Source organism: Streptomyces sp. NBC_01465 (assembly GCF_036227325.1).
Classification (GTDB): Bacteria; Actinomycetota; Actinomycetes; order Streptomycetales; family Streptomycetaceae; genus Streptomyces.
The window spans coordinates 8,504,439-8,531,317 of the sequence record NZ_CP109467.1 but is presented as its reverse complement, the minus strand read 5'-3'; the positions used below and the strand labels follow the sequence as shown (position 1 = coordinate 8,531,317).

The following is a 26,879-nucleotide window of genomic DNA, read 5'->3' as shown; positions in this document are numbered from 1 at the left end:
GGCCGCCTTGAGTTCAGGTGCAGGCCTGTGCATGTAACAGGAATGTATTAGAGGGCGGTCGGGTGGAACGGGAGACCGGGCCGGGCGGGTCCTGGTGATCAGAATCGCTTGCTCGATCCGTCCCGTACGGAGCGGCCAGGCCTCCATCCAATGCTGAGGAAGAATCGATGCGCGTCCACAAGCTCACCTTCACCGCCCTGGCCGTTGTCGCGGGTCTCTCGCTCACCGCCTGCCAGAACGGTGATGACGGCACAGCGCAGAGCGCCCCGTCTTCCGCGGCCACCGCGTCTTCCTCGGGGGGCAGTTCGGGTACGGGCGGTTCCGATCAGGGTGCCGGGAAGAGCTCCGGCGGACAGGACACGGACGCCGGGAGCGCCTCGAACGGGAACGGCAAGGTCGGCAAGTGCCGTACCGACGAGCTGGAGATCACGGCGAAGGAGCGCACGATCGGCGGCGACACCGATGGCACGGTTGCGGTGGAGCTGAAGAACACCGGTGGCCAGGCCTGTGCGATCTCCGGGTACGCGGGCGTCGATCTGAAGACCAGTGCGGGACCGCTGTCCGCGAAGCGATCCGGTGAGCCCGTCGTCCCGGGGGTCCTCAAGGACGGTGAGACGGTGGCCTTCGGCATCAGTTACCCGCTGAACACTTCTGGCGGCTCCGGCGTCCGCGTCACCGGTCTGCTGGTGACCCCGCCAAACGAGACGAGGACGGTCGCCCTCGACTGGCCGGGCGGCGCCACGCTGCCCGTCACGGACGGCTCCGGCTCTCCGGTGAAGGTCGGCCCGATCGGCAGCGCCGGCCAGGGCGGCTGACCGCACCCGGACAGGTCCTAGGCGGCCCGATGGGTAACGGCCTCTACCGCTGCGGCGAGTTGTTGCTGGAGCGGCACCGGCAGGGGTCCTTCGCTGATCGTGTCCAGCAGGTCCTTGGCGAGCTGGTGGAGTTTGGTGTTGGTGCGCTGCGAGACCTCGACCAGGACGCTCCACGCGTCTTCGGCACTCAGGCTGAAGGAGGCCATGAGCAGGCCGCGGGCCATGTCGATGTCCGGCCGGGTCTGCATCGCCCGTCGTAACTGGATCACTTCGGCGATCAGGTCCTGCACCGCGTCCTCGGGCAGGACCTGGTACTGGGCGAAGTGCGGGGCGATGTCGGGACCCGTGTTCTGGGCGGGGGCGGTGTCGCCGACGTAGTCGGGAGAGGCGAACAACAGCAGGGTGTGCGTGGTGTCCAGCAGCCTGCCCACAGGGGTGCTGGCGGCATGGACAGTGACCGTTTTCCCTTGCTTGAGAGCGCGCTGGCGGACGCGCAGCAGGACGTTGAGACCGGAGCAGTCGCAGAAGTCGACCTTGCTCAAGTCCAGGTCGACGCCGCTCTGAGAGCGATCCAGCGCCTCGCGCAGCGTTCCGTACAGCAGGTGGTCGGCGTGGATGTCGAGCTCGCCCGTGACCACTACCAGCCGACGGCCACCGGCAGGGCGGACCGTGATCTCCACGGGCGGTGAGCTGGACGACGACACAGCAACGCGTGCTGCGCCGTTGACGATGCCCCCGGCGGGGGCCTGCGCAAGTTCAAAGTGATCCGGCATGGCGTTGGCTCCCGAGGTGTCCCCGTCTGCCTTGCAGCTCACTCCATAGATTCGGTCCGCCCCTCGGGCACGTCAAGCGATACCGGAAAATTGTTTCACCTATTGGTATGCGTGAATGGCACGTCCTACGCTGGCCCGATGGGCTCCGTACCTGAACCGCATGCTGGATGGACGTTTCTCACCAACCACGCCCGCGTGCTGGCCGCGATCGCCGACGACCCCTCCACGCGCATCCGCGACATCGCCGCGCACTGCCGACTCACCGACCGTGCTGTGCAGAGAATCATCGCCGACCTCGAAGAGTCGGGATATCTCTCCCACACCCGGCAGGGACGCTCCAATACCTACCAGATCGAATCGGGCACCCCTCTGCGCCACCCGGCCGAGGCCGGACTGACCGTGGCGACGCTCCTCGCGGTCCTGGCCCAGCACGACGAGCAACGCGGACAGCTCCGGCCCAGAAGTTCGTGAAGAGGAACACGAGACGAAGGCCAAGAGAACGAATCAACGCTTCTTGCGAGGAAATTGCCGATTCTTGCGTCCAATGCGCAGAGTGTTGCGCACTGTTGACCGCGTTGTTACTGTCCCCCGCGACGAACCCCCAGTGCGCTGCAGGTCATTGACGCCGATCGGAAAAGAGTCCGACATGAGTGTGTCTCGTCGTAGGTTCCTTGCTGCGTCCGCAAGCGGCTCCGCCGCAGCGGGCCTGGCCGCACTGGGACTGGCCGCCGGCGCCGGTCGGGCGTCGGCCGCGAGTGGGCCGGGTGACGTGGTCGGCAAGGTCACGGTCGGCTATCAGGGCTGGTTCGCCTGCATCGGCGACGGTGCCCCGATCAACACGTGGTGGCACTACTCCGCGAACGGCGGCCTTCCTCCGTCGCCGTCCAACACCACCATCGTCGCCTGGCCCGACGTACGGGACTACACCCGCACCTACCACAGCGCCTACGCGAACCTGGGCAACGGCCAGCCCGCGAACCTCTTCTCCTCCTACGACCAGCAGACCGTGGACACCCACTTCCTGTGGATGCAGCAGAACGGCATCGACACCGCCGCTCTCCAGCGCTTCAACCCCAACGGCAGTGAAGGTCCGACCCGCGACGCCATGGCCACCAAGGTGCGCAGCGCCGCGGAGTCCCACGGCCGGAAGTTCTACGTCATGTACGACGTCTCCGACTGGACGAACATGCGGTCCGAGATCAAGACCGACTGGACCGACAGGATGAAGGCGCACACCGTGTCTTCGGCGTACGCGAGACAGAACGACAAGCCCGTCGTCTGCATCTGGGGTTTCGGGTTCGCGGACAATCAGCGGCCGTTCGACGCGGCGTCCTGCCTGGAGGTCGTCAACTGGTTCCGCTCCCAGGGGTGTTACGTCATCGGCGGCGTGCCCACATGGTGGCGGACCGGCGACCGGGACTCCCGTCCGGGTTTCAGCGACGTCTACCACGCGTTCGACATGATCTCGCCGTGGATGGTGGGCCGCATCGGCAATGTCGCGGACGCCGACAACTTCTACAACGTGGCGACCGTCCCCGATCTCGCCGAATGCTCCGCCCGCGGCATCGACTACCAGCCGTGCGTACTGCCCGGCGCGGTCACTCTCCGCCAGCGCGCACACGGCGACTTCATGTGGCGGCAGTTCTACAACATGGTGCGCGCCGGGGTGCAGGGCATCTACATCTCGATGTTCGACGAGTACAACGAGGGGAATCAGATCGCCAAGACCGCGGAGTCCCAGGCGTTCGTGCCCGTCGGCTCCGGTCTCCTGGCCCTCGACGAAGACGGCACTGCCTGCTCCTCCGACTACTACCTGCGGCTGACGGGCGACGGCGGCAGGATGCTCAAGGGGCAGCTCGCACTGACGGCAACGCGCCCCACCGCGCCCATGGTCGGCGTCGGGGACACCGTCCCACCGACCGCACCCGGCGGGCTGCAGGTCATCGGGCACAGCGCCACCAGCATCTCGTTGGCCTGGACTGCCTCGACCGACAACAGCGGGGTCTCCGGCTACCGGATCATGCGGATCACCGGCTCGACCAGCACCCAAGTGGGCAGCACCGCGGGCAACGTCACCACCGCCATCGTCAGCGGCCTCACCCCGTCCACCGCGTACACACTCTACGTCCAGGCCCTCGACGCGGCCGGCAACGTCTCCCCGCAGTCCAACCAGGTCGGCGTCACGACCGACACGGAGACACAGCCGGGCACCAACCTCGCCCTGGGCAAGACCATTTCGGAGAGCAGTCACACCCAGATCTACGGCTCGTCCAACGCGGTGGACGGCAACCCGAACACCTACTGGGAGAGCAGCAACAACGCCTTCCCGCAGTGGCTCCAGGTCGACCTCGGCCTCGCCACCACCGTCAGACGACTGGTGCTGAAGCTGCCGCCGGCCACCGCATGGGGCACTCGTACCCAGACCCTCTCGGTGCAGGCCGGACCCACCACCCCGCCCACCGCACAACTCTCCTCGCTCAACTGCACGTTCAACCCTGCGACCGGCAACACCGTGACGGTCAGCCTGCCTTCGGCGGTCACCGCCCGCTACGTGCGCCTGAGCTTCGAGGCCAACACCGGCTGGCCCGCGGGCCAGCTCTCCGAACTCGAGGTCTACAGCGCCTGAGGACACGCCTGCATCGGCCCTTCGGGGGCACTCGGAGGTGGACCGGCTGCGCATGTCGTGCAGCCGTAACCCGCCGCGAGGCACCGACCTGTGGGAGCCCCGATGCCGACCGCAGTTCCGGAGAAGGACGCAGGAACGAGGGGAGACGGACCCGGTGGACCGAACCGGTCCCGGCACATGTCCGTCCTGCCCCCCGGCACCGGCAAGACCGCCGCACGCATCGGCGCACTGACCGTCTGTCAGGCCGCCCTGGTGGTGGGATTCGGTCTCCTGATCACCGGCCCCGCACGCAATCTGTGGCCGCTGACCGCCGAGGACAACGTCAACGAGGGCCTCGTACGGATCCGCACTGCCCCACTCAACGCCTTGTCGTACGTCGGCTCGGAGGCAGGCAACACCCTCACGGTGGTCGCCATCACGCTGCTGAGCTGCCTGGCCCTGCTGCTCGTTCCCCGGCTGCCGATGTGGCGCCAGGCGATCTTCCTCGCCGTCGCCGTCTCCCTGCAGGCACTGGTGTTCCTGATCGTCACGGAGTCGGTGGACCGCACCCGCCCGGACGTGCACCGCCTCGACGACTCCCCGCCCACGTCCAGCTACACCTCCGGCCACACCGGCGCTGCCACCGCTCTCTACGCCGGGCTCGCCGTGCTCGTACTCTCCCGGGTCCGCAGGCCCTGGCGGTGGCCGCTGGCCGCGCTGCTGTTCCTCGTACCCCTGGCCGTCGGCACCGCCCGCCTCTACCGGGGTATGCACCACCCCACGGACGTGATCGGCGGCACGGCCAACGGCGCCCTTTCCCTGCTGATCGTCGGCCGCGCCCTGTTCACCGACAGGTCCGTGGCCGCCGTCCCCTCGCCCAGGCCCGGGACCGAACACGCGACGGCCCGGACCGTGGAGCGCGAGTCCGGCGGCACTGCCGTGATCTTCAATCCGACGGTGACCGACGAAGCGGCCTGCGAGAATCTACGGGGCATCCTCGAAGAACACGGCCACCGTGCACCGGTGTTCATCGAGACCACCGCCGACGACCCCGGCACCGGCCAGACGGCCGGCGCGCTCCGTGACGGTGCGTCCCTGGTCGTGGTGTGCGGCGGCGACGGAACGGTCAGGGCAGCCGCGGACGCCCTGGCAGGCAGTGGCGTACCGCTCGCCGTGGTGCCCTGCGGCACCGGCAATCTGCTGGCCCGCAATCTGGGCCTCCCGCTCACCCCCGCCGACGCGCTGCATGCCGCACTGTCCGGCGCCCCGCACCGTCTCGACCTCGGCCGCATCGAGGGCGACGGCCTCTCCCCCACCCACTTCGCCGTGATGTCAGGGGCCGGGCTCGATGCCGCGATGCTGGAGAACACCGGCGACCGCATGAAGTCCGCCGTCGGCTGGCCCGCCTACGCGCTCTCCACCCTCACCACGCTGCGCACGCCCCGGATGCGGCTGACGGTCCGGCTCGACGGCGCGGCCGTCCTGCGCCGCACGGCCCGCATGGTGCTCGTCGCCAACGTCGGTACCGTACAAGGCGGTCTCACGCTCCTCCCGGCGGCCGAGCCCGACGACGGACTCCTCGACCTGCTGATCCTCGACCCGCGCGGCCCCGGCGGCTGGATGCGCGCCCTCGGAGTCCTGATGCGCCGCCGCGGACGGAACACGCGCCCCACAACCGTGGACACGCACGCGCCCGGGGGCAGCGGAACCAAGGGCATTCCCGTCGAGTTCCGCACCTTCCGGCGGGCCGAACTCACCTTCTCCGCACCGCAGTCCCGTGAACTCGACGGGGATCCCGTGTCCCACGGCCGGCGTCTGACCGCCGAGGTCAGGCCCGGCGCCCTCACCATCCTGCTGCCCGCCCGGGAGAAGTGATGGGTACCGCAACCAAGGTCCCCGAGACCCACAGCATGGCCGGCGACGAACTCTCGGCCGACGAAGCACTGACATCGCTGCGCCGCTACGGCCGCTGGCCACTGCTCCGCGACTCGTTCATCCGGTTCCGCTACGCCGACGGCTTCAGCCACTCCCGCGCGCTCGCCCTCCAGACGGTGCTGGCGGTGATCCCGCTGGCGATCGCCTTCGTCGGGCTCTCCACGGCGCTGCACTCCGAGAACATCGGCAGATTCGCCGAACTGACCATCCACCGGATCGCCCAGGGGCCCAGTTCGGACGTCGTCGACGACGCACTGGCCCGAAGCCGCCGCACGGCGGGCGACGGGGCCCAGCTCGCCCTCTGGTTCGGCCTCGCCTTCTCCCTGGTGAACGTCACCACCGCGATGTGCCAGATCGAACGCGGCGCCAACCGGATCTACGGCAACGAACGGGACCGCCCCTTCCACCAGAAGTACCTGCGCGGGCTCGTCATGTCCCTCAGCGCCGGAATCCCGCTCGGCCTCGGGTTCATCGTCATGGTCGCCGGCGGCGACGTGGCCGCTGCGGCGGTGACGGTGTATCACCTCGACGGCGACGCCAGGACGGTGTGCGAGATCCTGCGCTGGCCCTTCGGCCTGCTGCTCGCCCTCATGTCGGCCAGCGCGATCTTCCGCCGCTCCCCCAGGCGCCAACAGCCCGGCTACACCTGGCTGGCCTTCGGCGCCGCCGTATACCTCGTACTGTGGACGGCCCTGACCTGGCTGTTGAGCCTGTACTTGGGCATCAGCGGCTCCTTCGACACGGTCTACGGCCCGCTCAGCGCCTTCATGTCGCTGCTCCTCTGGGCCTACCTCACCTCGATCGCCCTCTTCCTGGGACTGTCCTTCGCCGCCCAGCTGGAGGCCGCGCGAGCACTGCGTCCCGGTCCGATCACAGACGACCCGGGGGTCTGAATGGTGCTCCGTGCCACGGCCCAGCGGCTTCGCGACCGTCGCCGCCGGGAAGCCGACCGTAAATTCGGTGTCCATCTGCTCGGCTCGGCCGCCGTCGCCGCCGTCGCCGCCGTTCCTTTCGGCTTGCTGCTCGTCCTGGTCGAAGGTCACTGGCAGCCGCTGCGCCGACTCGACGCGGGCGCGGCACGGCGGTTGAACGAGACCGCCCTCGAACACCCGGCGTGGACGGATACCCTGCGCCTTCTGTCCGACCGGGTGTGGGACCCGGTCAACCTGCGAGCGGTCGTCGCGCTGCTGACCGTGTGGCTGCTGTACCGGCGGGCCTGGCGGCTCGCCGCCTGGTCCGCTGTGACGGCCGTGACCGGCGGGCTCGTCGGGCTGCTGGTCAAGACGGTGGTCGAGCGGACCAGACCGTCGCTGGAGGACCCTGTCGCGCACGCACCGGGCTTCTCCTTCCCTTCCGGGCACGCGATGACCGCGACCACCTCGTTCGCCGTCCTGCTGCTGGTTCTGCTGCCCCTGGTGCCGCGCGGCCTGCGGGCGCTCTGCTGGTGCGCCGCGGTCGTGTCCGTACTCGGTGTCGGGTTCACCCGGATCGCGCTCGGCGTGCACTGGTTCAGCGATGTCGTGGGCGGATGGCTCCTGGGCCTCGCCGTCGTCGCCCTGACCACCTGGGCCTTCGAGATCTGGCGCACCGACGCGGGCCGCGGGCGCGCCAGGTTGCGGCAGGGGCTGGAGCCCGAACTCACCGGCGCCCACCCCGAACCGGGCCCCTCCGGCCGGGAACAGTAGCGCCTCACCCGTCTGCCAGCAGCCGACCTGCGTCCGGGCCGGAGAGGACTTGCCTATCGTGTGATCGTTGCCGACACGTTCCGACCCGAAATGAGCACCCCATGAAGATCCACCTGACCAGCGTCTTCGTCGACGACCAGGCCAAGGCCGAGCACTTCTACACCGAGATCCTCGGCTTCGTGAAGAAGCACGACGTCCCCGTCGGCGAGACGGACCGCTGGCTGACTGTCGTCTCTCCCGACGAGCCCGACGGCACCGAGATCCTCCTGGAGCCGGCCGGCCACCCGGCCGTCGCGGCCTACCGCGACGCGCTCATCAAGGACGGCATCCCGCTCGCCCAGTTCGCCGTCGACAACGTCCACACGGAGTACGAGCGACTGCTCGGCCTCGGCGTCCGGTTCACCCAGGAGCCCATGGAGATGGGCCCTGTCACCACCGCGATCCTCGATGACACCTGCGGCAACCTGATCATGATCGCGACACAGCCGCAGTAGTCAGTCACTCACGCGACGGCTCGGCGACGTAAACGTCTGGACCAATGCATTGACGTGTCCCTGAAGATTCACTAATTTCCTCAGGGCACCCTGAGAGCGCTCTCAAGACGGGTGCAACGCGCAAACCCCCCGCACAGCACAGCACTTCCACCGAGGAGGAAGAGCTTGTCTGCTCACCGCGCCCCATACCGCTCGCGCAGAAAGCCGTCGGCGGCACTTGCCGCCCTGGCCGTCGCCGCCGCCCTCTTGATCGCTTCGCCGTCCGTCCCCGCCGCCGAAGCCGCCGTTCCCACGACCATTCCCCTCACCCTCACCAACAACTCGGGCCGCGGCGATCAGGTGTTCGTCTACGTCATCGGCACCGAGCTCGCCACCGGCCGCCAGGGCTGGGCAGACGTCAACGGCACCTTCCATCCCTGGCCGGCCGGAGGCAATCCCCCGACCCCGGCCCCCGACGCGTCGTTCACCGGCCCCGCCAACGGGCAGACGAAGACGATCCGCATGCCGAAGTTCTCCGGACGCGTCTACTTCTCCTACGGGCAGAAACTCGTCTTCAAGCTGACCACCGGCGGCCTGGTACAGCCCGCCGTACAGAACCCGAGCGACCCGAACGTGAACATCCTCTTCAACTGGACCGAGTACACGCTCAACGATTCCGGACTGTGGATCAACAGCACCCAGGTCGACATGTTCTCCGCTCCCTACGCGGTCGGGGTGAAGATCCCCAACGGGACGACGAAGAGCACCGGTCACCTCAAGCCCGGCGGCTACAACGGCTTCTTCAACGCCCTGCGCAACCAGCCCGGCGGCTGGGCGAATCTCATCAGGACCCGCTCGGACGGCACGATCCTGCGCGCTCTCGCGCCCGGGCACGGCATCGAGGCCGGTGCGCTGCCCGCCACGGTGCTGAGCGACTACGTCAACCGGGTCTGGACCAAGTACGCCTCGCAGACCCTGACGGTGACGCCGTTCGCCGACCAGCCGTCGGTCAAGTACTTCGGCCGGGTCTCGGGCAACTCCATGAACTTCACGAACACAGCGGGCGCGGTCGTCACCTCCTTCCAGAAGCCCGACTCCGACAGCATCTTCGGCTGCTACAAACTCCTCGACGCACCCAACGACCTGGTGCGCGGACCCATCTCCCGCACCCTGTGCGCCGGTTACAACCGCTCGACGCTGCTCACCAACCCCAACCAGCCGGACACCTCCGACGCCGGCTTCTACCAGGACACGGTGACCAACCACTACTCCCGCAAGATCCACGCCCAGATGGCGGACGGCAAGGCCTACGGCTTTGCCTTCGACGACGTCGGCGCCCACGAATCCCTGGTCAACGACAGCAACCCGCAACAGGCCTACATCACTCTCGACCCGTTCAACTGAGCACGGACGGGGTCCCGTACCCCGGCGTCCTGCGGCGGGCCGATTGCGGCCCGCCGCAGCAGACCGATCAGGACCTCGCGTTCACTCCCGACCGCACACCGCTCGTTCTGCTGCGGCGACCATGAGGTCGGCGACTGCTTCAGCCGGCAGAGACCGTCCCGCGTACAGCTGGTCGAAGAACTCGAAGCCCGTAACCGCCCACAGAAGATGAGCCGCGTCGATGGCGGTGACGTCGGCGCGCAACGCGGCCTGCTCATCGAGTCGTTGCGCATGCCAGGCCATCCCGGCAGCGCGAGCCTCGCCCATCCGCCGCACCGCGCCGCCGACACTCTCGGGGTCGAGCTGAGCCATGGAGTAGAGCGCTCGCAGCACCTGGCGGTGCTCGGCGAAGACCGGCACCGAGGTACGGATCGCCTCGCGGAGCCCTGCACGCGCATCCGTGTGACCTGCGGCATCGGCAGTGCGGTCGAATCCGCCGCGGCTCCGCAGATCGTCCCCGAGGGCGTCGAACAGCCCGGCGCGTGAGCCGAATACCAAGTAGACCGTCGAGCGCGACACTCCGGCCATGGCAGCGACCCGCTCAATGCTCACCTGCTCGGTGGGCGCCTCGCACAGACGCTGGTAGACCGCATCGAGGATGCGGCGGCGGGTCTCCTCTGCGGCGTCTGCGCGGAGACGTTGCTCGTACTTACGCGGGGCCATGGGCCGATCCTAACTTTCCCTTGACAGCCAGTCCATCGAAAGACAATCTGTCGTTTGAAAGACAGCCTGTCCGATGAACAATCACCGTAGGAGAACGGCATGGAGCTTCAGTTGCACGGACGCCGAGCCCTCGTCACCGGCAGTTCCAGCGGTATCGGGCGAGCCATCGCTCTCGGTCTGGCCCGGGAGGGTGTCGCCGTCGTGGTCCACGGACGTGATGCCGCACGGGCACAGGTCACCGTGGACGCCGTCGTCGCTGCCGGAGGCAAGGCGGTGGCCGTGGTGGGCGACTTGACCGACGACGAGGCCGTACAGCGGGTCGCGGCCGAGGCCACTTCGGCCTTCGGCGGGATCGACATCCTGGTCAACAACGCCGCTTCGGCAGGCAGCGACGACGGCGGATGGACCGCAGGCGGACCCGGCGAGTGGCTCGGGCTCTACGACACCAACGTCGCCTCGGCCGTACGCCTGATCGGAGCGCTGGCACCGTCGATGCGCGAGGCCCGATGGGGCCGCATCATCCAGATCGGCAGCGCCGCGCACCCGTTCCCCCTGCCCATGAAGGCCGCCTACAGTGCGGCCAAGGCCGCGCTGGCCAACCTCACCGTGAGCCTGTCCAAGGACCTGGCCGCCACCGGAGTCACGGCGAACACCATCAGCCCCGGCCCCACTTCGACGGACGGCTTCCGGGAGTTCGCACTGGACTTCGGCCGGCACCACGGGATGGGCTCCGACGCCGACGCGGCCACCCGCGCGTTGATCGACGGTCCGCTCGCCAACCCCTCGGGCCGGCTGACCGAGCCCGACGAGATCGCCGCGCTGGTCGCGCTGGTGGCCAGCCCGCTCGGCGCTTCGATCAACGGCGCCAACCTCCGGATCGACGGCGGCTTCACCCCCACTGTCAACTGACCCGCACCGGGCCGGGCAGCCGGTCCGTGATCCAGCCGAACGTCAGAGCTGTGGCAGCACCCGGTCGAAGAACTCACGGTCGGCCGCGAAGACGGGCTGAAGCCGCGAGAACTCCGACGGAGTGACCCACCGCGCGTCACTCACTTCGCCCGGATGCATGACGACCTCGCCGGCCTCGGCCTCGGCCGTCCACCAGTGCAGGCGGAACAGGCCGTCGGCAGTCTGCGATTCCCAGACCTTGGCCACCGGTGAGACCCTCAGGCCCACCTCTTCGTGAACCTCCCGGACCAGGGCTTCCTCCTGGCTTTCACCAGATTCCAACTTGCCGCTGAGCGGGGCCCAGTACCCCGGCAGCCGGGCCTGCGGGCCTCGCTGGATGACGAGGACCCGCTCCCCTCGGCGCACCACCGCGACGATCGCCTCTCGCTGGTCCATCCCGCACCCCTCTTGGTCGCCGCTCAGCTCGTCGCGCTGGTCTCCGGCTCGATCAGACCCTCGCGGTAGGCGATGCCCACGGCTTCGGTACGGCTCGTGGCGCCCAGCTTGGTGAGGATGTTGGAGACGTGGACGCTTGCCGTCTTGCCGCTGATGTACAGCTCTTCGCCGATCTGCCGGTTGGTGCGGCCCCGACCGAGAAGCCGCAGGACCTCGCTCTCCCGAGCGGTCAGGGCGGCGATCCGGTCGTCGCCAGCCGGTGCGTCGGCGAGGCGGCCGCGCCGCATCAGGGCGTCGAGCGTTTCGCGCAGCGGCACGGCGCCGAGCCGGTCGGCCGTGTCGCGGGCCGCGTGGGCCTGTTCGGCGGCCTCGTCGCGGCGGCCGGCGGTGAGCAGGGCCTCTGCGAGCCGCCGTTGGCAGCGGGCCAGTTCGTACGGTTCTCCGTAGCCGAACGCGTTCACGGCTCGCTCCCAGGCGGCGACGTCGGGGCCGGTGTCAGCGCGTACGGTCTCGGCCTCGGCACGGGCCAGCCAGGCCAGGCCCTCGGGTCCCTGCTCGGTTCCGTCCTCGCCCTGGGCCGCTGTGCTCCGGGCCAGTTCCACCAGTTCGGCCGCGGTGTCCGTCCAGCGCGCGACGCCCGTCACGTCGCCGGACAGACGGGACTCCTCCGCCGCGTCCGCGACGGCCGACAGGGTGAGGGCTGCGAGCCGCACCATGGCATCGGGCCGCTCGGATCCCGCGTTCTCCGAGAGTGCCTCGACCGCGGCGTCCATCTGTCGTACGCAGTCCTCGGCGTCGCCGCGCAGCGCCGCGGCGTCGGTCAGCACGATGCTCGCGACGAGCGCGGCCATCCAGTCCGGGGGGCCGTCGAGCAGGGCGCGGGCGCCGCTGACTGCTGCATCGAAGTCGCCCTGCGCCAGGGCGACGTACAGCGCGGGTGCTGTCGCGAACCCGGAGGAGGCGGTGAGAAGGGCGACGTCGGCGGCGGCCGTTCGCGTGCACTCCTCCCAGCGACCCAGCGTGTAGAGCAGCAGGGACTGCAGATAGCGCAGCTCCACGGCGTACGGCGAGGAGACGAGGCCGGCGCGGCGGGCGCGGTCCAGTCCTTCGCTGATCCAGGTCAGGCAGGGGTCGAGTTCACCGCACTCGTAGCAGCCGATCGCGAGGTTGTAGAGCGCCCGCATCTCCACTTGGAGGTTCCCGGCGGTGCGGGCGAGGTCACGGGCCCGCAGGAGCTTTTCCCGGCCCTGCGGCGTACGCCGGTTGTACGCCTCCAGACCGACCAGCGAGATCACCAGATCGGCCTGGGCGTCGGCCAGTCGCAGATGCTCGGCGACGGCCAGGGCCTGACGGGCGACACGCTCGGCGTCCTTGTCACGGCCCACGTAACGGGCGGCCATGACGTGAGTCGCAGCCGCCCATACCCAGGTACGCGTGGGCGGTTCGGCCGGGATCAGTCCGAGTGCCTCGCTGCTGTACGTGAACGCGGCCTGCAGGTTGTCGATCCGTATCAGGTTGCCCGCGAGGGTGTAGCGCACCCGGGCGGCGAGTTCGGAGTCGGCCTCGGATCCGGCCCGGGCGAGCGCGGCGCGGGTGAGCTGGACCGCACGATGGGGATCGCCGGCGTGTGCGGCGGCGGCCGAGGCGCGCAGGGTGAGCGTGACCGGGTCGCCGGGTTCGGGGTGGGCGGATGGGTCCACCACGGCCCACAGTTCGAGCGCAGTCTCCAGGTGGCGCAGCTCCTCGGCGGGTGCGTGGAGGCGCTGGGCGTGGTCGGCGGCTTCGATGGAGGCCGCCAGCGCGTCGGCCAGGTCGTGGCTCTCGCGTGAGTGATGGGCTCGCTGAGCGGCGCTGCTCGCCGAACGGCCTTCGCCCGCGAGGAGGGCTGCGAACACCCCGTGCAGCCGGACGCGTTCGCCGGGCAGCAGATCCGAGTAGACGGCCTCGCGGGTGAGGGCGTGCCGGAAGGAGTACGTCGCGTCGCCGTCGGGCAGCAGCAGTTGGTGCCCGACCGCCTCGCGCAACGCCGACTCCAGTTCCTCCTGGGGCAGTTGTACGGCGTCGCGCAGCAGATCGTGGCCGACCCGGCGTCCCGCCACGGCGGCCGTGCGCAGGACCTGCTGGGCGGTCTCGGTCAGCTGCTCGATCCTGATGAGGAGGACGTCGGCGAGGGCACTGGGCAGGGCGGCGGAACCGGCGCTCTGCTGGTCGCCTTCGGGAAGCGCGGCAAGCAACTCCTCGGCGTAGAAGGCGTTTCCCTCGGCGCGGTCGACGATGCGGCGAACCGTACTGTCGGAGACGGGCCCCGTGTGTTGCGCGTACACGAGCCGGGCGACGTCCTCGTCGGCCAGCGGGCGCAGATCCAGCCGGTCGACGGCGGGCAGCCTGACCAGCTCGGCGAGCAGGGGCCGCAGCGGGTGACGGCGGTGCAGGTCGTCGGCGCGGTACGAGGCGAAGACCGCGAGCCGGTGGGGCGGGCCTCCGGCCGTGGGCCGCTGGAGGACGCCCCGGCTGAGCAGAAAGCGGAGCAGGTCGCGGGAGGACTGGTCCGCCCAGTGGAGGTCTTCGATGACGAGGAGGAGCGGGGCCAGGGTGGTCAGGTCGGCGAGGAGGCCGGCGATGCCCTCGAAGAGCTGAAGGCGACTGCCGGCGTCGGGCGCCGTCCCGGCCCCCGCGGCCGTGCCGATGAGACGTTCCACCGCGGGGTACGCGGCGAAGGCCGGGGCGAGCTGTTGGTCGGCGGCGGCCGCGCCGAGGATCTCCGTGAACGGGAGGTAGGGCAGGCCGACGTCCCCAAGGTCCACGCAGTGGCCGGTCAGCACGGTCATCCCGGTGGCGGCGGCGTGGGCTGCGGCCACCGTCAGTGTGCGGGTCTTGCCGACGCCGGCGTCACCGGCCACGAGGACGGCGCGCGGGTCGCCGGCCGTGGCCCGTTCCAGCACGCCGGTGAGCCGGGCGAGTTCGTCCGCCCGGCCGACGAACGGTGTATCGAATGTCTGGGCCACGGCCCCATCCAAGCACGTCCGGCCAGTGCGGCCCGTGGGTGGGCGGATGACGGACTTCATGCGGGGTCCGTGTGGTCGCCTGCCTTCCCCTTCCAGATCGGCGAGCGGCGCTCGCGCCATGCCGCGGCTCCCTCCCCGGCGCCGTCCGTACCCAGGAGGACGAGGTGGGCGAGCGTCTCCTCGTGTTCGACGGCGTCGAGATCCAGATCGGCCCACAGCAGTCGTTTGCTCAGGGCGACCGAGGCGGGGTTGGCCTCGGTCGCCACCTCGCGGGCGAGCGCCATCGCCGTCGGCAGTACGTCGGCGGCCGGCAGAGCGCGGCTGGCGATACCGCGGTCTGCGGCCTCCTGTCCGGTCAGTGTCCGTCCGGTCAGCAGCAGGTCCGCGGCGACGGCGAGGCCGACCGCATGACGCAGAGTGAAATGGGACTGGCAGTCACCGATCATGCCGCGCCGCACCTGCGGGACGGCCAGCTTGGCGTCTTCGGCGACGAGCCGGACGTCGCACTGCAGCGCGATCGTGAGGCCGATACCGATGGCGTGACCCTGGATCGCGGCGATCACAAGTTTGCGCACCCGCCAGGCCGGTGGCCGTACCGGCGAGGCCGTGAAGTCGCCCGTCGGTGCATCGAAGGACCGTGCCTGTGCGGAGAGGTCGGCGCCTGCGCAGAATGCCCGCCCTGCACCGGTGAGGACGACGGCGCGCACGGCGTCGTCGGCGTCGCAGCGGCGATAGGCCGCACCGAGGTCGCGAAGGGCTGCGCCGGAGAGCGCGTTCAGCCGCTCCTCGCCGTCCAGGGTGATCACAGCCACCCCCACCGGATCGACCTCGACGCGCACCTCAGTCACGGATCGCCGCCAAGAGCTCCCCGGTGGTGTCTGGGTCGGCGGCGTACGGCTGGTAGAAGGCCAGCCGGGTGGCCAGCCCCTGCCAGCGGGCGTGGATCTCGGCAGCCACCTCCTTGGGCGAACCGACCGCGGCGAGGGTGTGCAGCATGGTGTCGTCGATCGCGTCGGGCAGTTCCCTCCACCGGCCGGCACGGGTCAAGTCCTGGAGTACGGGCTGGAGGTCGGCCCAGCCGTGCACCTCAAGTACCGGACGATAGGCGGGAGTCGAGGCGTAGAACGCCAGCAGGCGGCGAACGCCGGCCTTCGCCTCGGCCAGTTCCCGCTCGTTCCGGCCGCACCCTACGATCACCTCGGCCACCACCGTGAAGGTGTCTCCTTCGCCTCCCAGCGGAGGCCTCCCTGCCGCGGCGAGACCCTTGGCGAGCGCGGGGAGGGTGCGCTCGCGTACGTGCCGGGCACTGTTGAACGGCATCACCAGCAGCCCGTCGGCCACCTCCCCGGCGGCCGCGGTCATCTTCGGTCCGAGTGCCGCCAGCAGCACAGGCGGAACTGAATGCGGCGAGGGCGCGGGCCGGAAGGTCGGCGGCATGACGGTGTGGCTGGTGAAACGGCCCTCGAAGGCGAGCGGTTCGCCGGAGGCCCAGCAGTCCAGTACGGCTTTGGTCGCGGCAATCCATTCACGCATGCGGCCGACCGGCGGGTCGAACTGTGCCCCGTGCCTGCGGGCGACATGCGTCTTGACCTGGCTGCCGAGGCCCAACCGGAAACGTCCTCCGGAGAGTTGCTGGAGATCCCACGCCGCATGCGCCAGATGTACGGGTGAACGAGGCAGCGCCACCGCGATGTTGGTCATGAGGTCGAGGCCCGTACCCTCCCGGGCGGCGGTCACGAGAGGGAAGAACACATCGTGTCCGCCCTCGAAGGTGAACGCGCCGTCGAAGCCCTGCTCCTTGAGGCGCCGGGCAGCGGTGCCCTCCTCTCCGAGCGGGGCCACCAGTTGCGTGTCGACGGGCAGGCGGTTCGTCACGGTCTTCTCCCACGCATCGTCGCAGTGGTCAGGCAGGGCAGTCGCCGACCAGTGTGACGCGCTCCATGACCCGGCGGTCAGGGAAGTAGTCGGACACGGCGTAGTGCTGCGTCGCCCGGTTGTCCCAGACGGCCACCGTGCCGGGTTCCCAGTGCAGGCGTACTTGGTATTCGGGGTAGTCGGCCTGGCGGGTCAGGAGGTCGAGCAGTTCCCGGCTCGCCTGCGTGGGGAGCCCTACGATCCGGGACGTGAAGACCCGGTTGACGTAGAGGAGTTGGCGGCCGGTTTCCGGATGCGTCCGTACCACCGGGTGCTCGACGGGCTGCAGCCTGGCCCGTGCGGCGCCGACAGCACCGGGGGCCTGCGGGATCTCGTGCACGGCACGCAGGTCCGCGATCCGCCGCCGTACCGCGCCGGGCAGCCCGTCGTAGGCGGCTGCCATGTCGGCCCACAGGGTGTCGCCGCCGGTCGCGGGCACCTCCACGGCGCGCAGCACCGACCCCCGAGGCGGCTGCGGCGAGAAGCTCATGTCGCTGTGCCAGATGTTCTCGGTGCCGGGGTGCTGCCCGTCGTGCGACAGCCTCACGACATGGGGGTCGCCCGCGCTCGGCAGGAAGGGGTGGTCCCGTTCGGGGGTGCCGAACACCCCGGCGAAACCCCGGTGTTGACCGGCCGTCAGCTCCTGCCCGTAGAAGAACAGGACCTTCCACTCCAGCAGCGCTTGCTGCAGCTCGGCCCGGGTCCCGGCATCCAGCGGTGCGGCCGGGTCCAGGCCGTCCACCCGAGCGCCGATCGTCCGCGTCTGCGGGGTGAGCCTCAGGTGCTCGTACGTGTGCGGGGTGGTGTCGGCTCCCCCGGGCCGGAACTTCCGTGGGGTCAGGGGCGGGACGACCGTGTGGACAGGGGCAGCGGTGGTGGCGGTGTCAGGCGGGGTGCCGGTCATGCGGGCGTCTCCTTCGTGGCGGGAGAGGGTGCGTACGTGGTGGGAGAGTCGGGGTCCCGCTGGGGCGCGGCGCTGCCGCCGGTCGCCGGCGTTCGGCCGTGGCGCATCAGTGCGGCCGTCGTGAAGGCGAGTGCGCCGCAGACCGTGCAGGCCAGGTAGCCGTGGCTGTACGCGGCGGGTGAGGAAGGCCCGGTGGTGCCGCGCAACCCGCCGAGCAGGACGACTCCTGCCCCGGCGCCGAGTTGGCTGCAGGCGGCGAGCAGGGCCGTGCCGATGGCGGCGCGGGCGATCGGTACGGCCTCGGTGACCAGATTCGACAGCGCCGGGTACTGCAGGCCGAGGCCCAGCCCGAACACGGCCGAGAGCAGCCCGAGTTGGATCCGGTCGTGCGGCAGCACGGCGAGGCCGAGTGCTGCCGTGGTGAGCAGGGCGGTGGCGGACATCGCCGCACGGCGCGGGCTCTGCCGCCGGGCGATCATGCCGCCGAGCGGACCACCGATCAGCGTGGTCACGCCGAGGGGAAGGGTCCACAGCGCCGCGTCCAGTGCCCCGATGTCCTGCTCGTTCTGGATCATCTGCGGCAGCAGGAAGCCCACGGTGGCGACCACCGCCGTCCCGAGCGCGGCGAGCGGCAGCGTGAAGCGCATCCCGGATGAGGTCAGAAGTTCGAGGTCCACGGCGGGTTCGACGCCGGCCCGTGCCAGGCGCCGTTCGCGGCGTACGAAAACCAGGCCGAGGAGGATCGCGCCGGTGAGAGAGGCGGGCACCTCCCTGGCGGTCCAGCCGACGGTGGAACTCCGCCCGATCCCGATCAGCGCGGCGCACAGCGCGGCGCCGAGCAACAGCACCCCTGGCATGTCCAGTGGTTGCCGTGGGCGGGAGGCAGATCCGGGCGTCGGCCGGTCGCGCGGCAGGACCAGGGCGGCACACGGCAGCATCACCAGGACGAGGACCAGCAGGAACCAGAAGACGCCGCGGAACCCGTACGCATCGGTGAGGCGACCGCCGAGGAAGGGGGCGGCGACCCCGCTCACGCCGATGCCCGTCGCGGCGATGCCGAGGACGAGTGGCACCTCCGACGGCGGGAAGACCTTGCGCACCAGGGCGTACGACAAGGCGAGCAGCCCGCCGATCGAGCCCTGCAGGATCCGGCCCGTCACCAGCATCGGAAGCCCGTTGGCGAGGGCGCACAACAGGGAGCCGGCGGCGAATGTCCCGCTGCACGCCAGCATCAGGCGCTTGATGCCGAGGCGGTCGGCGAGCCTCCCGGTCAACGGGATGCTCATGGCAGCGGAGAGGCTGACCACGGCCACCACCATCGCGGCGGCCGCAGCCCCGAACTCACGGGACAACGACGGGACCGCCGGATAGACCAGGCTGATCTCCAACGGGGCTGTCTCGGTCAGCAGGACCAGGACCACGAGGACTGCGACGCGGCGGATCGCGGAAGGGGGTGGCACAGGCGTCGTCCCTTCTGCCGGGGAGCGTTGGGGAGTTAACTCGCCTGAGTTAAAGATGTCCATGGGCGCGGCACGACAGGTTCCCGTACGGCTCCCGCTCTGCAGCTGCGCCGTACGGCGCGCTAGATTCCCGCGCATGAACGCGCGCACCCGCACCACCCGGCAGCTGCTGCTCGACGTGGCGGAGCGCCTGTACGCGGAGCGCGGCGTGAACGGGGTGTCGCTGCGCGAGATCGGCGCGGCGGCCGGACAGCGCAACACCGGGGCCGTGCGCTACCACTTCGGCTCGAAGTCGGCGTTGCTGGAGGCCGTCATCGCCCGGCGCATGCTGCCGGCCGACGAGGCACGGACGGCGTACCTCGCCGAGGCCGAAGCAGAGCGAAGCGAGGGTGCGGCCCTCGAGGCCCGCACGCTCGTCGAGGCCCTGGTCCTGCCCCTGGCGGCGCACCTCGGTGAGCCGGGGCGGCCCAGCTGGTATCTCCGGTTCCTGGCGCAGGCGTTCAGTGACCGCGAAGTCGGGCAGCTCATCGCGGAACTGCGCTACGGGCAGGGCCGCCCGGGCCAGTGGACCGAGGTGCAGCGGCGCGTGATCGGCGGACTCGGCCGGCTCCCCCCGCAGCGGCGTCATGAACGCTGGATGTTCCTGGCCAGCTTTGTCACACACGCGCTGGCGGACCGGGAGAGCTTGATCGCGACAGCCGACTCGGGCCCGTTGACGCCCCATGACGACTTCGTGGCTCACCTCGTCGACGTGGGCGAAGCGATCATCACCGGGCCCTGAATCTGCCCGCGACCGCCGGTGGGGCAGAATCACGCCGTGAAGTCCTTGGAGGTACTGGCAGAGCTGGAAGCCGGCCTGGCGGAACTGTCCACACCGATGCGGGTGTTCGTGGCAGCCGGTCGCTTCACCGAGCCGCAACCCGATCTGCCCGAGCTGGCGGGCCGCATCCGCATGCTGCTGGCCGCGATCGCCCAGGACGAGTCCTGGCAGCGCTTCCTGACCGGGTACGCACCGCCGCCGGTCCCCGAAATCTGCGCCGCACTGGAACCGGTGGAGACGCCCGAGGCCGCCTCGTTTCTCGCCCGGGTCGCCGCCGTCGACCTGCTCTGGCCCAGTCACCGGCATCTGCCCCTCGAGACCGCGGAGCGCGCCGCGGAGCGGGTGGTGTCTCTGCTCGGATCGCAGGGATCGGAGGCCACCTGGTGGACCAACCACGACATCGAATGCGGCGCCGTGAACGGGCTCACCCCCTTGTTCGACAGCTTGCTCGCGGGGACGGACGGCGAGCACTTCGTGCTGGCCCTGCAGATCGCCGACGACTGAGCGCTCCAGCCCCCATCCCACAGAATTGAACACGTTCACTTCCTCTGGCAGGATGGCCCTGCCGCGGTCGCCCGGTTGGTCGTCCGCGTTCCTGCGGTGTGCCCGAGGGGGGTTCGGCGATGGCGGGGCGGATACAGACCGTTGGGCGGATGCAGCTGATCTCGATGGCGGTGCTGCTCGCCGAAGTGCTGTGCGTGCTGGTGGTCCACGGGTTTTACCTGCTGACCCTGGAGTCGCCCGACACCGGCATCAACGCGCTGGGGTGGGTGATCCTGCCCGTCTTTCTGGTGATGCCGGGCACGATGATCGGCGCGTTGATCTCGTTTGTCCTGGTCCTTCCGGCGGTGTGGCTGAGCGGCGCGCTCGGGCGCCGGTTCGGCGGGCGGGAGGTGTGGTGGTGGGTGGCGCCGGCATCGGCGGCCGTCGCCTTGGCCGTCTGCATCGTGGGCTTCGCCCTGGCCGGTTCCGCGGAGGTGTCCGCCTTCCTCCTGTGGTGGGCGGTGACCGCGGTCGCCCTTGCCGTACCTGCTCTGGTGTGCCGCTCGCGGAACCCGCGCGTGTTCGTCCCGGTGGCCGGCTGGGGCGTGCTCGCCGTGCTCTGCACCGTCGTTCTGGGAACCGTCGCCTTCGCGACGGGCCTGGTGCACGAGTACCGCCCGCCGGCGCTCTCCCGGGCAGCCCTCGTCGGGGAGTGGTCGGACGGCCGGGGCGGAACCCTGACGTTCACCTCGGACGGACGCCTCACCGCGCGCCGGGTGGAGCAATACGACTTCGACGCCGTGGTGAAGAAGTGCGCGGGCGAGGGCACGTGGACGTACAGGACGGGGAAAACCACCTGGGACCAGGAGGCCGACATCGACGTGCGAGAGTGCTCGAACGAGCCCTGGAACGTGGGCGGAACACCGGAGCGGCCCACTCTCTACCGGTTCATCGGGGACCCGGACTCCGAGGACCTCTACGTCCTGAGGAAGGCCCCCTCCAGCCCGTGACGCTCGTACGAGGTCCGCTGCCGGGTGGTCTGTGTCGACTAGCTTGGTCGGCATGGTGCATCGGGTTCGTGGTCTGCTGCTGACTGTCCTGCTGGTGCCGGCGAGCGCGGTGATGTCGCCGTCGCCGGCCGCCGCCGTCATCGGCGGGGCGAAGAGCACCTACGCGCCGTGGGCGGTACGCACGTTCATCGACGGCAAACCGACGTGCACCGGAACGGCGATCACCCGCGAGTGGATCCTCGGCGCGTCGCACTGCTTCTTCGAGCAGGGACAGCCGGTCGCCGCCCTGCGGATCTCCTTCCGCGTCGGCAACCTCGACGTGAGGAAGGGCGCCACGGTCCGTCCGCTGCCCGGGAAACGGGCGGGGAGCGCGCAGGCCGACATGCTGCTCATCAAGGTTCCGCCGATGAAGATCCGTCCGGCGCGACTGGCCACAGCCCCTGTCCGCCCGGGGCAAGAGGTGCGGCAGTACGGGTGGGGCGCCACCTGCGCCGGGGACGAGAACACCTGCCAGTCCCCCGTCCTCAAGCAGGCGCAGCTGAGGGTCGTACGGACCGACGACCCTCGCTGCGCGGGCTACACCGCACCGGGCGGATCAGACTTCTGCATGGAGAAGGTGTCCGGAATCCCCGCCGGCGGCGACTCCGGAGGCCCTGTGATGAGCATCGCGCCGCGCGGGCGGGAGACCCTGGTCGGTGTCTTCGACGGCTCCGACCGGGAGAAGATCGCCGAGGCCGGAGAGATCTCCCAGCAGCTCTCCTGGATCCGCTCCGTCACGCGTCCGGCAAGGCTGCCGCATGCTGCGCCCGCATCATGCGGCAGCCTTCCTCACTCCTACTCGGTGACGGAGTAGAGCATGCGCTTCTTCGGAAATTCGGTGACGGTCCAGATGATGTCCGTACCGGACTGCGGCCACACAGAGAGGTCTTCGACCCCGATCGCGGCGCGACGTGGTTGCCCGGCGGCGGTGAGATTTCCTGTGCTGGAGCCGGGCTGGTTCGCCACGATCAAGTGTCCGGTGGTGCCGGAGCCGTAACTCTGGCTCAGATACCAGGTCTTGTTGATCACGGCTGCGCCCTGGACGGTCCCGTTCTGGGCCCAGCCCGCCTCATAGGGGATGCGATAGGCCGCGTCGGCCCGCCAGTTGCCGCTTGCGTCCGTCTGCGGAATGCCACCGGAGGTCTGCATCGGCCAGCGGATGACCCGGCCCGTGGTCTTCGCGTTCACCGCGTTGCCCTGTTCGCACCACTCGCCGCTCACGATGTGCCGGGTGGCCTCGGAGCGGTCCAGGCTGGCGTAGCTGGTCCTCGGGGTGATGTCATTCTCGGTGCACTTCACCTGCTCGTCCTGCATGTCGCAGACGGGAAGGCCGTTGGGGTAATCAAGGTCGTCACAGGTGGTGTTGGTCCAGCCGGAGCTCTCGGGCAGGACGTAACGGTAGCCGTGGGAGTAGTAGACGTTGTCCTGGCGGCCGACCATCAACTTCTTGCTCAGATCGGCTTTGTCGCCGGCTGCCTTGAGGTCCATGATGTCGCGCAGGTCGAACACGCGGAACCCACGGGCGGTGTCGGGCACGTACAGCTTGTAGCCGTACCAGACGATGCCACCGGCGTGCAGGGAGCCCTTGCCGTAGTGCTGCGAGGTGCGCAGGCTCATGTAACTGGCATTGTCATTGACGTTGTCGTAGGGGTACACAAGCAGGACATGCGCGTATTTGCCGGTGTTCCGGTCGATGATGCTGATGCGCGCGCCCTTGACGCTGGTGTCCTTGCCGTCGTTGTCAGGGGTGGAGGCACCTTCGTCGTCCAGGTGGTACCAGGTGACGATCATCGGCTTGTGGTCGGCCGGGTTCCAGCCGCCGGCGGGATCGCCCCAGATCTGATCCTCGTCGGCGTCGGCGACGCTCGTCACGCCCTGGGGCCGCCACTCCGAAGTGCCGACCTCCCCCGCATCGTCGTCGTCGAAGCAGAAGCTGCTGCTGAACCCTTCCGGATCCCCCGAAGGCGTCGCCGCCTTGTTGCAGACGCCCGTCGACCACGTCCCCTGGTTGCTGTCCGCGTCCTGAAGGATCTGATTGACCCCGACGGTCGGGAGGTCCGCCTTCAGGTCGTTGTTGAGCTTGACCAAGGAAGCTTCGTTGTGGATCGGCCGCAGTACGAAGTTGTTCAGCGCCAGCCCCGGGTCGTCCGCGGCCTGGGCCGGTGCGCTGTTCGGCCCGAGCAGAGCGAGCGCGGCCGTGGCCGCGCTCGCGAGTATCGCTGTGAAACGTCTCTTCAAGGGTGGTTCCTTCCCCGTTGCCCGCCGCGTACGTACTCGTCGGCGGTTACATCTGCACAGTGGTGGCACGGACATGTCATGCCGCCGATGACCCTATGCAGCCGGGGTAGTTGAGTCCAACTCGGAGTCGCCGCGCGGAGGTTTACGCGCCGGCGCCGCGCCGGAAAGGTGCGATGGCCTTCCGTACGGCGTCGACCGCACCCCAGCTGTCGTCGCCATGGGCAATGGCGCTGAGATGCTCCCGAAGATGGAGGAGGGGCATCCGCTCCTGCCAGCCGTCCTGGAGCGGGGCAATCTCCTGGTACACCGCGAAGAAGCGCTCCGTCGCGGCCGAACGCGGTGAGCACCACAGCATGCTGAGGTCGGCCTCGGGCCAGCTGTAGGACACGGCGGGGTCGATGAGCACCGGCGCCCCCGTACGCGTGGCGACGATGTTCTCCTGCCACAGATCGCCGTGGGTCAGGCATGCGGGCTGAGGGGGAATCAGTTCGGGCAGGGCCGCGCACAGCCGTTCCAGAGCCTGCCTGTCCTCACGATCGAATGTGGCCTCGACCAGCGGCTCGGAAAGCCAGCGCAGGATGCGGCGCTCCCCGAAGAAGGTGTGGCCGTCCCTCTCCCAGGTGTTGTCCTGGCGCAGGCGGCCGAGCCAACCGTCGCGGTGCCAGCCGAACCGGTCCGAGACAGTGGACTGGTGCAAGGCGGCCACCATCCGGGCCAGTTGCTCCCAGAAGTCCTCGTCGTCCCCTCGGCGCGGCTGCATCTTCTCGAGCACCAGCAGGCGCGGCGAGGCCCACAGGACCTCCGGTGTGCCGGCCCCACCCACGTTGCGGAGTTCGGACAAGCCGGTTGATTCGACCGGGAATACGTCCTGGTCCGGTCCTGTCAGAGTCTTTGCGAACAATTCGGTGCCGTCTTCGAGCGTCACCAGTCCCGCGACGGCGACCGCGCCACCGACGGCCCCCCGTACCTCTTTTGCTGCATATCCTGCTTCGCGCAGGCGGTCGGCGAGTATCTGTTCATTCGGCACGACCCGATTCATAGCATGGGCAAACCGGCGCCTCTTTCATCGGCCTGGGCGGCGCCCCTCCCGCATTGCTTGACCCTCACGCGGCGTGAGGCCGCATAGTCGGTGCCGTGGATGAGCACCTGACCGTGGGACGCGTGGCCGAACTGGCCGGAGTGAGCGTCCGAACGCTGCATCACTATGACGAGATCGGCCTCGTACAGCCGTCCGCGCGGACCGCGGCCGGGTACCGGGCCTACTCGGCGGACGACGTCGAGCGACTGCGGGAAGTGCTCGCCCACCGGCGGCTGGGCTTCGGACTGCGCGAGATCGCGGATCTGGTCGACGACCCGGCCACCGACGCGGTCGTGCGCCTGCGCCGGCTGCGCGGCCTGATGCTGGAACAGCGCGACCGCGCCGCGGCCATGGTGACGGCCATCGACAGGGAGCTGGAGGCGCGGGCCATGGGGATCAGGACAACACCAGAGGAGCAACTCACAGTGTTTGGCGCGCAGTTGTACGACACCATCGGATCCGCCTACCCCGCGACGCGGCGCACCGAGCCGCGGATCGCCGCGAAGGTCTGGGACGCGCTCGGCGACGCTCGTACCGTACTGAACGTCGGGGCCGGCACCGGCTCCTACGAGCCCACCGACCGCGACGTGACCGCGGTCGAGCCGTCGGCGGTCATGCGGGCGCAACGCCCCGCGGGCGCGGCGCCGTGCGTGGCCGCCGCCGCGGAGAGCCTGCCGTTCGAGGACCAGTCCTTCGACGCCGCGATGGCCTTCAGCACCGTTCACCACTGGCAGGACCCGATCGCGGGCCTGCGGGAGATGCGGCGAGTGGCCCGCCGGGTGGTGGTGTTCACGTACGACGCCAGTGACGCCGGGCGGCGTGAGAGGTTCTGGCTCACCCGCGACTATCTGCCTGAATTCGCCGATCTGCTCGTCGACTGGCCTTCCCTGGCCGACCTGACCCGGGCGATCGGGGGCCGGGCGGAACCGGTGCTCGTCCCGTGGGACTGCGCCGACGGCTTCTTCGAGGCGTACTGGCGCCGGCCCGAGGCGTACCTGGACGAGCAGGTGCGCCGTGCTGTTTCGGTGTGGACCAGGGTCGGGCCGGAGGCCGAGCAGCGGGCGGTCGACGGACTCCGCGAGGACCTTTCCTCCGGACGGTGGGCCGAGCGCAACCGCGACCTCGTCGCACTCGACGCGGCGGAACTCGGGCTGCGTCTGCTCGTGGCCTGAACTGCCTTGAGGGCGGAGGCCGTCGGCCGTGCGGGGCTGGCCTCGGTCCTTTGGGGTGGGCTAGGTTGTGCGGCGATGACTACCGGGACGGCCTCGCGCCACACACGGATTGGTGACCCGGCGCTCCTCTGAGCGCCGTACGGGCCGGTGCCGGCGCTGTTGCGCGGGCACCGCCTCCTGTCGTGTTGACCACAGCTCTGCACGTCAACCACGACAGGAGACCTCATGCCCATCAAAACGCTGCACATTCCCACCGCGGACGGCCGGGCCGACGCATTCGCCGCCTTCCCCGACCACGGCGGCCGGCATCCCGGGGTGCTGATGTACGCCGACGGCTTCGGCATCCGCCCCGTGCTGCGCGAAATGGCCCTCGAACTGGCCCGGCACGGGTACTACGTGCTCGTCCCCCACTACTTCTACCGGCACGGCCCGGCACCGCTGATCGACCTTCCCGAGCACATCGGCGAAGAGGTACGGGCCTCGGTCATGCCCCGGCTGATGTCGCTGATCGGGACGCACACCGACGAACGGATCCTGAGCGACGCGGATGCCTTCCTCGGGTTCCTCACGACCCGGCCCGAGGTCGAGGCCGGACCGGTGGCGGTGACCGGATACTGCATCGGCGGCCTCCTGGCGATGCGTACCGCCGCGGCCCACCCCGATCAGGTGGCCGCTGTCGCCGGATTCCACGGGCCGGTGGTGGCCGGGGGATCCGACAGTCTGCACCGCTTCCTCTCCAGGATCACCGCGCAGGTCCATCTCGGTCATGCCGAAACCGACCTGACGCCCGCGGCCCTCGTCGAGCTCAACCAGGCCCTGGACGCCGCGGGGGTCGAGTACACCTCCGAGATCTACCCCGGTACCGTCCACGGCTTCACGATGTCCGACACCGACGCCTTCGACCCCACTGGGGCGAAGCGTCATTGGGACCGTCTCCTGGCCCTCCTCGACAGCACCTTGGTCACCGGCTGAGGTTTCTCATAGTTGTGGGGATGCGACAAGCCCGCGCCTGCGAGTCGG

The 26,879-nt window shown here is 69.7% G+C and carries 25 protein-coding genes; 15 read left to right on the top strand and 10 right to left on the bottom strand.

Translation table 11 applies throughout. The features are described from left to right. The first annotated feature begins 167 nt into the window (after positions 1–167). Positions 168–815: a DUF4232 domain-containing protein gene (locus tag OG707_RS39535; protein ID WP_329126802.1), complete on the top strand. Its 648-nt coding sequence runs from the start codon at positions 168–170 to the stop codon at positions 813–815. A 17-nt stretch (positions 816–832) separates the two neighbouring features. Here OG707_RS39535 and OG707_RS39530 read toward each other — a convergent pair whose 3' ends face one another. Continuing rightward, positions 833–1,588, bottom strand: a complete 756-nt coding sequence (locus tag OG707_RS39530; protein WP_329126801.1) for an ANTAR domain-containing protein — start codon at positions 1,586–1,588, stop codon at positions 833–835. Positions 1,589–1,726: 138 nt separating this feature from the next. Between OG707_RS39530 and OG707_RS39525 the strand changes: the two genes are divergently transcribed. The 7 genes from OG707_RS39525 to OG707_RS39495 all read left to right on the top strand — a co-directional run bounded on the left by OG707_RS39525 (position 1,727) and on the right by OG707_RS39495 (position 9,690). Continuing rightward, complete coding sequence (locus tag OG707_RS39525; RefSeq protein WP_329126799.1) at positions 1,727–2,059, top strand: helix-turn-helix transcriptional regulator; 333 nt, start codon at positions 1,727–1,729, stop codon at positions 2,057–2,059. A gap of 175 nt (positions 2,060–2,234) precedes the next feature. Beyond that, a complete protein-coding gene (locus OG707_RS39520; protein WP_329126797.1) occupies positions 2,235–4,214 on the top strand; it encodes a galactose-binding domain-containing protein in 1,980 nt (659 codons plus the stop codon). A gap of 102 nt (positions 4,215–4,316) precedes the next feature. After that, a complete protein-coding gene (locus OG707_RS39515; protein WP_443071451.1) occupies positions 4,317–6,068 on the top strand; it encodes a diacylglycerol kinase family protein in 1,752 nt (583 codons plus the stop codon). Next, on the top strand, positions 6,068–7,021 hold the full coding sequence (locus OG707_RS39510; RefSeq protein ID WP_329126795.1) for a YihY/virulence factor BrkB family protein: 954 nt from the start codon (positions 6,068–6,070) through the stop codon (positions 7,019–7,021). Before OG707_RS39515 ends, OG707_RS39510 begins: the two co-directional genes overlap by 1 nt. Further along, complete coding sequence (locus OG707_RS39505) at positions 7,022–7,813, top strand: phosphatase PAP2 family protein (RefSeq protein WP_329126793.1); 792 nt, start codon at positions 7,022–7,024, stop codon at positions 7,811–7,813. Between the two features lie 101 nt (positions 7,814–7,914). Further along, positions 7,915–8,307 carry a VOC family protein gene (locus OG707_RS39500; protein WP_329126792.1) on the top strand — a complete coding sequence of 131 codons (393 nt, stop codon included), beginning with the start codon at positions 7,915–7,917 and terminating at the stop codon, positions 8,305–8,307. A 165-nt stretch (positions 8,308–8,472) separates the two neighbouring features. Further along, entirely contained in the window at positions 8,473–9,690 is a 1,218-nt protein-coding gene (locus tag OG707_RS39495; protein ID WP_329126790.1) for a glycoside hydrolase family 64 protein, read from the top strand. An 81-nt stretch (positions 9,691–9,771) separates the two neighbouring features. Here the strand turns inward: OG707_RS39495 and OG707_RS39490 are convergent, their stop codons facing one another. Then, on the bottom strand, positions 9,772–10,392 hold the full coding sequence (locus tag OG707_RS39490) for a TetR/AcrR family transcriptional regulator (protein ID WP_329126789.1): 621 nt from the start codon (positions 10,390–10,392) through the stop codon (positions 9,772–9,774). Between the two features lie 99 nt (positions 10,393–10,491). Here OG707_RS39490 and OG707_RS39485 point away from each other — a divergent pair, with 99 nt between their 5' ends. Further along, a complete protein-coding gene (locus OG707_RS39485; protein WP_329126788.1) occupies positions 10,492–11,301 on the top strand; it encodes an SDR family NAD(P)-dependent oxidoreductase in 810 nt (269 codons plus the stop codon). Between the two features lie 42 nt (positions 11,302–11,343). Here OG707_RS39485 and OG707_RS39480 read toward each other — a convergent pair whose 3' ends face one another. From OG707_RS39480 to OG707_RS39455, 6 genes are read right to left on the bottom strand one after another with little or no spacing between them, the layout of a single operon-like run. Continuing rightward, positions 11,344–11,736: an NUDIX domain-containing protein gene (locus tag OG707_RS39480; protein ID WP_329126786.1), complete on the bottom strand. Its 393-nt coding sequence runs from the start codon at positions 11,734–11,736 to the stop codon at positions 11,344–11,346. 23 nt (positions 11,737–11,759) lie between these two features. Then, positions 11,760–14,741 (bottom strand): helix-turn-helix transcriptional regulator, encoded by a 2,982-nt coding sequence (locus OG707_RS39475; protein ID WP_329126785.1) that lies wholly within the window; start codon positions 14,739–14,741, stop codon positions 11,760–11,762. A gap of 56 nt (positions 14,742–14,797) precedes the next feature. Further along, a complete protein-coding gene (locus OG707_RS39470) occupies positions 14,798–15,589 on the bottom strand; it encodes an enoyl-CoA hydratase/isomerase family protein (RefSeq protein WP_329126783.1) in 792 nt (263 codons plus the stop codon). Continuing rightward, entirely contained in the window at positions 15,582–16,616 is a 1,035-nt protein-coding gene (locus tag OG707_RS39465) for a TIGR03617 family F420-dependent LLM class oxidoreductase (protein WP_329126782.1), read from the bottom strand. The genes OG707_RS39470 and OG707_RS39465 overlap by 8 nt, the downstream gene beginning before the upstream one ends. A 28-nt stretch (positions 16,617–16,644) precedes the next feature. Continuing rightward, positions 16,645–17,559, bottom strand: coding sequence for a TauD/TfdA dioxygenase family protein (locus OG707_RS39460; protein ID WP_329126781.1), 915 nt, complete (start codon positions 17,557–17,559; stop codon positions 16,645–16,647). Further along, positions 17,556–19,019 (bottom strand): MFS transporter, encoded by a 1,464-nt coding sequence (locus OG707_RS39455; protein ID WP_329126779.1) that lies wholly within the window; start codon positions 19,017–19,019, stop codon positions 17,556–17,558. Before OG707_RS39455 ends, OG707_RS39460 begins: the two co-directional genes overlap by 4 nt. 136 nt (positions 19,020–19,155) lie before the next feature. Between OG707_RS39455 and OG707_RS39450 the strand changes: the two genes are divergently transcribed. The 4 genes from OG707_RS39450 (at position 19,156) to OG707_RS39435 (ending at position 22,185) form a co-directional block, all read left to right on the top strand. Next, positions 19,156–19,800 carry a TetR/AcrR family transcriptional regulator gene (locus OG707_RS39450; protein WP_329126777.1) on the top strand — a complete coding sequence of 215 codons (645 nt, stop codon included), beginning with the start codon at positions 19,156–19,158 and terminating at the stop codon, positions 19,798–19,800. A gap of 36 nt (positions 19,801–19,836) precedes the next feature. Then, positions 19,837–20,343 (top strand): hypothetical protein, encoded by a 507-nt coding sequence (locus OG707_RS39445; protein WP_329126776.1) that lies wholly within the window; start codon positions 19,837–19,839, stop codon positions 20,341–20,343. A gap of 149 nt (positions 20,344–20,492) precedes the next feature. Next, on the top strand, positions 20,493–21,332 hold the full coding sequence (locus OG707_RS39440) for a hypothetical protein (protein WP_329126775.1): 840 nt from the start codon (positions 20,493–20,495) through the stop codon (positions 21,330–21,332). A gap of 52 nt (positions 21,333–21,384) precedes the next feature. Continuing rightward, positions 21,385–22,185, top strand: coding sequence for a S1 family peptidase (locus tag OG707_RS39435; RefSeq protein WP_329126774.1), 801 nt, complete (start codon positions 21,385–21,387; stop codon positions 22,183–22,185). Here the strand turns inward: OG707_RS39435 and OG707_RS39430 are convergent. Beyond that, a complete protein-coding gene (locus OG707_RS39430; protein WP_329126773.1) occupies positions 22,167–23,609 on the bottom strand; it encodes a hypothetical protein in 1,443 nt (480 codons plus the stop codon). The genes OG707_RS39435 and OG707_RS39430 overlap by 19 nt on opposite strands. A gap of 142 nt (positions 23,610–23,751) precedes the next feature. Then, complete coding sequence (locus OG707_RS39425; RefSeq protein ID WP_329126771.1) at positions 23,752–24,648, bottom strand: fructosamine kinase family protein; 897 nt, start codon at positions 24,646–24,648, stop codon at positions 23,752–23,754. 122 nt (positions 24,649–24,770) lie between these two features. Between OG707_RS39425 and OG707_RS39420 the strand changes: the two genes are divergently transcribed. Together OG707_RS39420 and OG707_RS39415 are read left to right on the top strand one after the other, a co-directional pair. Further along, complete coding sequence (locus OG707_RS39420; protein ID WP_329128210.1) at positions 24,771–25,859, top strand: MerR family transcriptional regulator; 1,089 nt, start codon at positions 24,771–24,773, stop codon at positions 25,857–25,859. Positions 25,860–26,084: 225 nt separating this feature from the next. Further along, positions 26,085–26,831 (top strand): dienelactone hydrolase family protein, encoded by a 747-nt coding sequence (locus OG707_RS39415; protein ID WP_329126770.1) that lies wholly within the window; start codon positions 26,085–26,087, stop codon positions 26,829–26,831. Positions 26,832–26,879 lie beyond the last annotated feature (48 nt).